This window comes from Muricoccus nepalensis, from assembly GCF_006438825.1.
GTDB lineage: Bacteria > Pseudomonadota > Alphaproteobacteria > Acetobacterales > Acetobacteraceae > Roseomonas > Roseomonas nepalensis.
In genome coordinates, this window is the sequence record NZ_RCZP01000090.1 from 1 (window position 1) to 5396 (window position 5396).

Consider the following 5396-nt stretch of genomic DNA (forward strand, 5'->3'; position numbering starts at 1 on the left):
CGCGGCGCGCAGCGCCCCCGCGCGCGCCACCAAGGCCGCCGCCCCCCGCACGGCCAAGGCCGCGGCGCCCCGCGCGAAGGCCGCCCCCGCCGAGCGCAAGGCGCCCGCCCGCAGCACGGCCCCGGCCGCGCGCGCCAAGGCTGCCCCGGCACGCGCCAAGCCCGCGGCCCCCGCGCCGCGCAGCGCCCGCGCCGCGGCCCCGGCCGAGCGGCCGGCGCGCGCCGCCAAGCCGGCCGCCCCCGCGCCGCGCGCCGCCGCCAAGCCCGCGGCCCGCAGCGCGGCCCCGAAGGCGCCGCGCGCCGCCCCCGCCCGCGGCCGCGCCGCCGCCGGCGACACCCCGCGCGCGCGCCGCCGCGCCCCGGCGCCCGACCCGAACGCCGAGCGCATCGCGGAGCTCGAGGCCGAGTCCGCCCCCGCGCCGCGCAAGCGCGAGGTCGCCGCCGGGCCGAAGAAGCGCGGCCGCGCCGCCCCGCGCACGCCGCCGAGCCCGGACCGGATCGAGGAGCTGGTGCGCGCCGTCGTGACGAGCCTCGAGTCGGACGGCGCCGAGGACGTGGTGGTGCTCGACGTCGCCACCCGCTCCTCCTTCGCGGACCGCATGGTCGTCGCGACCGGCCTCGTGGAGCGGCAGATCGAGGCCATGGCCGGCCATGTGGAGGACGCGCTCGCCGACCTCGGCATCCGCCGCCTCCGCACCGAGGCCTCGCCCGACTGGGTGCTGCTCGACGCCGGCGACCTCGTGATCCACCTCTTCAAGCCGGAGGCGCGGGCGAACTACGCGATCGAGCGCATGTGGGGCCCCGACAGCCCCGCGGCCGAGAGCGCGGAGAACTCGATGCCCGAGCCGTCCGAGGAGGGCGACGACGGCGATGAGGACGAGGAGGACGGCGAGGTCCTGCCGATCGACGAGGTCCTGGACGGCCCTGCCGGCACCACCCTCGGCCACTCCACCGACGAGGAGGGGGACTGACCCCCGGTGGCGCCGCCCCTCCTGCTCGCCGTGGGCCGTGCCCGGGGCGGGCCGGAGGCGGCGCTCTTCGAGCAGCACAACGCCCGGCTCCGCCCACCCCTGGTCCTGCGGGAACTGGCCGAGGCGCGCGGCAGCCCCGCCGAGATGCGCCGGCGGGAGGGGGCGGCCCTCTTCGCCGCCCTCCCCGAGGGCGCGCTCGCCATCGCCCTCGACCTCGGCGGCGAGATGCCGGACAGCGAGCGGCTGGCGGCGCTGACCGCCCGCTGGGCCGAGGCCGCGCGGCCGCTGGCCTTCGTCGTCGGCGGCGCGGAGGGGCTGGACGAGGCGGTGCTGGCCCGCGCCGATCACCGCCTCTCCCTAGGGCGCCTCACCTGGCCGCACATGCTCGTCCGCGGGCTGCTCGCCGAGGCGCTGTTCCGGGCCCAGTGCATCCGGACGAACCACCCCTATCACCGCGGCTGGCGCCCCGGCTGAGCCGCGCCCATTGCCGCGGACCGGGGCGGCGGTGCAGCCTCTCGAAATGATCGCCCTCCTCCTCGCCGCGCTCCTCTGGGTCGGCCTCCATGTCGGCGTCGCCGGCACGCGCGCTCGCGGGGCGCTGGTGGCGCGGATGGGGGACGGCGCCTTCCGCGGCGCCTTCTCCCTCGCCTCCGCCGTCTCCATCACCCTGCTCGTCCTCGCCTGGCGCAACGCGGAGACCGCGCCGCTCTGGGCCGTGCCGCCCGCGATCGGCTGGGTGCTCGTCGCCGCGATGCTCGCCGCCTTCATCCTCTTCGCGGGCAGCGTGATGACGCGGAACGCCACCTCGGTCGGCCAGGAGGGCGCCCTGTCCGCGGAGCCGCGGGGGATGCTGCGGATCACCCGCCACCCGATGCTCCTCGCCTTCGCCCTCTGGGGCGCGGTGCACGTCATCGGGAACGGGGACAGCGCCTCGGCCGTCTTCTTCGGCGCCTTCTTCCTCACCGCGGCGCTCGGCATCCCCTCGCTGGACGCCAAGGTGGCGGCGCGGGACCCCGCGGCCTGGCGGGGCTTCGCCGCCCGCACCTCGGTCCTGCCCTTCGGCGCCGTCGCGGCCGGGCGGAACCGGGTCGCCTGGCGGGAGATCGCGCTGCCCGTCGTTGTCGGGCTCGTCGCCTGGGCGGCGATGCTGCACTTCCACCCCTCCATTTTCGGGGTCTCGCCCCTGCCGCCGCGGTGAGGGCGGCCTTGCGCCGGGCCGGGCGGCCTGCGATCCCTGCCCCCACGACGAGCAGGAGGCGCCCGGCATGAGCGAGAGGATAACGCAGCCCCCGGGCGAGGCGCCCGCCTCGGGCGCCGCCCCGCACCCCGTGCTCGCCCACCGCTACGCGCGGCCGGAGGAGCGGGAGGGCTTCGTCCGCAACCTCTTCGACCAGACCGCGCCGCACTACGACCGGATCGACCGCGTCTTCTCCCTCGGCACCGGCCCGGGCTACCGGCGCCGCGCGCTGCGCGAGGCGGGGCTCCGGCCCGGGATGCGCGTGCTGGACGTGGCCACCGGCACCGGCCTCGTCGCCCGCCAGGCGGTGGCCATCACGGGCGACCCCGCCCTCGTCACCGGCCTCGACCCGAGCGAGGGGATGCTGGCCGAGGCGCGGCGGGCGCTGCCGGGCGTCACCCTCCTCCAGGGCCGGGCGGAGCGAATCCCGCTGCCGGACGCGAGCGTTGACTTCCTATCCATGGGCTACGCGCTGCGCCACGTCGCCGACCTCGGCGCCGCCTTCGCCGAGTACCGCCGCGTGCTGCGGCCGGGCGGCACGGCGCTGATCCTCGAGATCGGCCGCCCCGAGAGCCGCCTCGCCCGCGCCATCGCCCGCTTCTACATGGGCGCCGCCATCCCGGCCCTCTGCTGGCTCGCCGCGCCGCGCCACCGCTCGGGCGAGCTGATGGCCTATTACTGGGAGACGATCGAGGCCTGCGTGCCGGCCGAGACCATCCTCGGCGCGATGCGCGGCGCGGGCTTCGCGGAGGCCGCCTGCACGACGGAGCTGGAGGTCTTCCGGGCCTACACGGCCCGCGCCTGAGCCGGCCGCGCGCAGCCCTCCGCAGGAACATCGGGGCGAAGCGCGCCCGCCCCGTGGACCCGCGGCGCCCGGCGCGTTAAGCCGCGCCGAATGAGCGCGCATGAGGTCCTGATGCCACGTCCCAAGCCCGTCATGCTCGTCATCCTCGACGGCTGGGGATGGCGGGAGGAGACGGCGGACAACGCCGTCGCCCAGGCGAACACGCCCACCTTCGACGCCCTGTGGTCCTCCTGCCCGCGCGCCTTCCTGCGGACCTGTGGGCCCGATGTCGGCCTGCCCGCGGGGCAGATGGGCAATTCCGAGGTCGGCCACCTGAACATCGGCGCCGGCCGGATCGTCATGCAGGACCTGCCCCGCATCGGCGCCGCCATCGAGGACGGGACGCTGGCCGGCATGCCCGCCATCGTCTGGCTCGGCGAGCAGCTCCACGCGAGCGGCGGCGTGCTGCACCTCTGCGGCCTGACCTCGCCCGGCGGCGTCCACGCGCACCAGGACCACGCGGTCGCGCTGGCCGGGATCTTCGCGGCCAAGGGCATCCCCGTCGCCGTCCACGCCTGGACCGACGGCCGCGACACCCCGCCCGAGGCCGCCGCCGAGACCCTGCCCGCCTTCGAGGCCGCCCTCCCCGAGGGCGCGGTCATCGCGACCGTCACGGGCCGCTACTACGCCATGGACCGCGACAACCGCTGGGAGCGCGTCTCCCAGGCCTGGCGCGCGATGGTCATGGCCGAGGGCGAGGAGGCGGCCAGCGCCACCGAGGCGGTGCAGGCCGCGCACGCCGCGGGCCAGACCGACGAGTTCATCTCGCCGACGGTCATGGCCGGCTACGACGGCATGCGCGACGGGGACGCCGTGCTCTGCTTCAACTTCCGCGCCGACCGCGTGCGCGAGATCATGGCGGCCCTGGTCGACCCCGACTTCACCGGCTTCCCCCGCCCGCACGACCCCGCCCTGATCGGCGCCGTCGGGCTGACGGAGTACTCCGAGGCGCTGAACCCGCTGCTGGAGACGGTCTTCCCGCCGCAATCGATGGAGGGGCTGCTCGGCCCCACGGTCTCGGCCGCCGGCATGATGCAGCTCCGCATGGCCGAGACCGAGAAGTACCCCCACGTCACCTACTTCCTCAACGGCGGCGAGGAGCACCCCTCTCCCGGCGAGGAGCGGCTGATGATCCCCTCGCCGAAGGTCGCGACCTACGACCTGCAGCCCGAGATGTCCGAGCCTGAGCTGGCGGAGAAGGCCGAGGCCGCCATCCGCTCAGGCATCTACGACATGATCATCGTCAACTTCGCCAACGCGGACATGGTCGGCCACACCGGCGTGCTCGAGGCCGCCATCCGCGCCTGCGAGGCGGCGGACGAGGGGCTGGGGCGGATTGCCCGCGCCATCCACGACATGGGCGGCGCGCTGCTGGTCACGGCCGACCACGGCAACGCCGAGCTGATGCGCGACCCCGTGACGGGCGGCCCGCACACGGCCCATACCCTCAACCCCGTACCCGTGATGCTCTTCAACGGCCCGCCCGGGGTCACCCGCCTGCACGACGGGCGGCTCGCGGACCTCGCGCCGACCATCCTGGCGCTGCTCGGCCTGCCCCAGCCCGCGCCGATGACCGGCCGCAACCTGATGGAGGCCCCGGAGGGGTGACGCCGCGCGGGGCCCGCGCCGCGCCGGCGATCCCGCGCGCGCCCCGGCCCGCGCCGGCCCTGCTCGCCCTCGCCCCGGTCGCCCTCGCGGCCGTCACGCTGGCCTTGGGCGCCCCGCTGCTCGCGCAGCCCGCCCCCCGGCCGGCGGCGGTCGACCGCGGCTCCCTCGACGAGGCCGAGCGCGCGGCCCGCGGCGCGCGGGAGGACGCGGCCGGCATCGCCCGCGCCACCCGCGCTGCCGAGGCCGCCGAGCGGGCCCTGGCCGAGCGCCGCGCCGAGGCCGGGCGGCGCGCGGTGGCGACGGAGGCCGCCCTCGGCGTGGCCGAGGCCCGCCTCGCCGAGGCCGAGGCCGCCCGCGAAGCCGCGGAGGCCGACCTCACCCGCCGCGCCGAGGAGCTCGCGCCCCTGGTGCCCGCCATGCGCCGCCTGAACCTCTGGCCGGCCGAGACCCTGCTCGTCGTGCCCGCGCCCCCCGAGGAGGCCCTGCGCGGGGCGCTGGTGCTGCGTGGCGTGGCGCGCCGCCTCTCGCTCGAGGCCGCCGGCTACCGGGGCGCGCGGGACGCTGCCGCCCGCGCCGCCGCCGCGCTGGAGGAGCAGCGGGCGCGCCTGGTCGCCGCCCGGGTCCTCGCCCGCGAGGCCGCGGAGGGGGTGGAGGCCGCCCTGGCCGAGGCGCGCGGCCGCCGCGAGGAGAGCCGCGACGCCGAGGCCGCCGCCACCCGCCGCGCCGCCGCCGCGGCC

At 77.9% G+C, this 5396-nt stretch carries 5 protein-coding genes and 1 pseudogene; all 6 read left to right on the top strand.

The annotated features are described in order from the left end of the window. Positions 1–970: ribosome silencing factor (rsfS, locus tag EAH89_RS32950; RefSeq protein ID WP_241667274.1), on the top strand; the 970-nt coding region annotated here is incomplete at its 5' end. A 6-nt stretch (positions 971–976) separates the two neighbouring features. Beyond that, positions 977–1444, top strand: coding sequence for a 23S rRNA (pseudouridine(1915)-N(3))-methyltransferase RlmH (locus EAH89_RS30200; RefSeq protein WP_241667275.1), 468 nt, complete (start codon positions 977–979; stop codon positions 1442–1444). 31 nt (positions 1445–1475) lie between these two features. Continuing rightward, positions 1476–2168 (top strand): NnrU family protein, encoded by a 693-nt coding sequence (locus EAH89_RS30205; protein ID WP_140887789.1) that lies wholly within the window; start codon positions 1476–1478, stop codon positions 2166–2168. Between the two features lie 67 nt (positions 2169–2235). Next, on the top strand, positions 2236–3012 hold the full coding sequence (locus EAH89_RS30210) for a class I SAM-dependent methyltransferase (protein ID WP_140887791.1): 777 nt from the start codon (positions 2236–2238) through the stop codon (positions 3010–3012). A gap of 111 nt (positions 3013–3123) precedes the next feature. Further along, the gene (gene gpmI / locus EAH89_RS30215; RefSeq protein ID WP_140887794.1) at positions 3124–4659 is read left to right on the top strand and encodes a 2,3-bisphosphoglycerate-independent phosphoglycerate mutase; all 1536 of its coding nucleotides are present in this window, start codon (positions 3124–3126) and stop codon (positions 4657–4659) included. Then, positions 4656–5396: pseudogene (locus EAH89_RS30220) on the top strand (hypothetical protein); the annotation flags it as partial. The gene gpmI and the pseudogene EAH89_RS30220, both read left to right, overlap by 4 nt.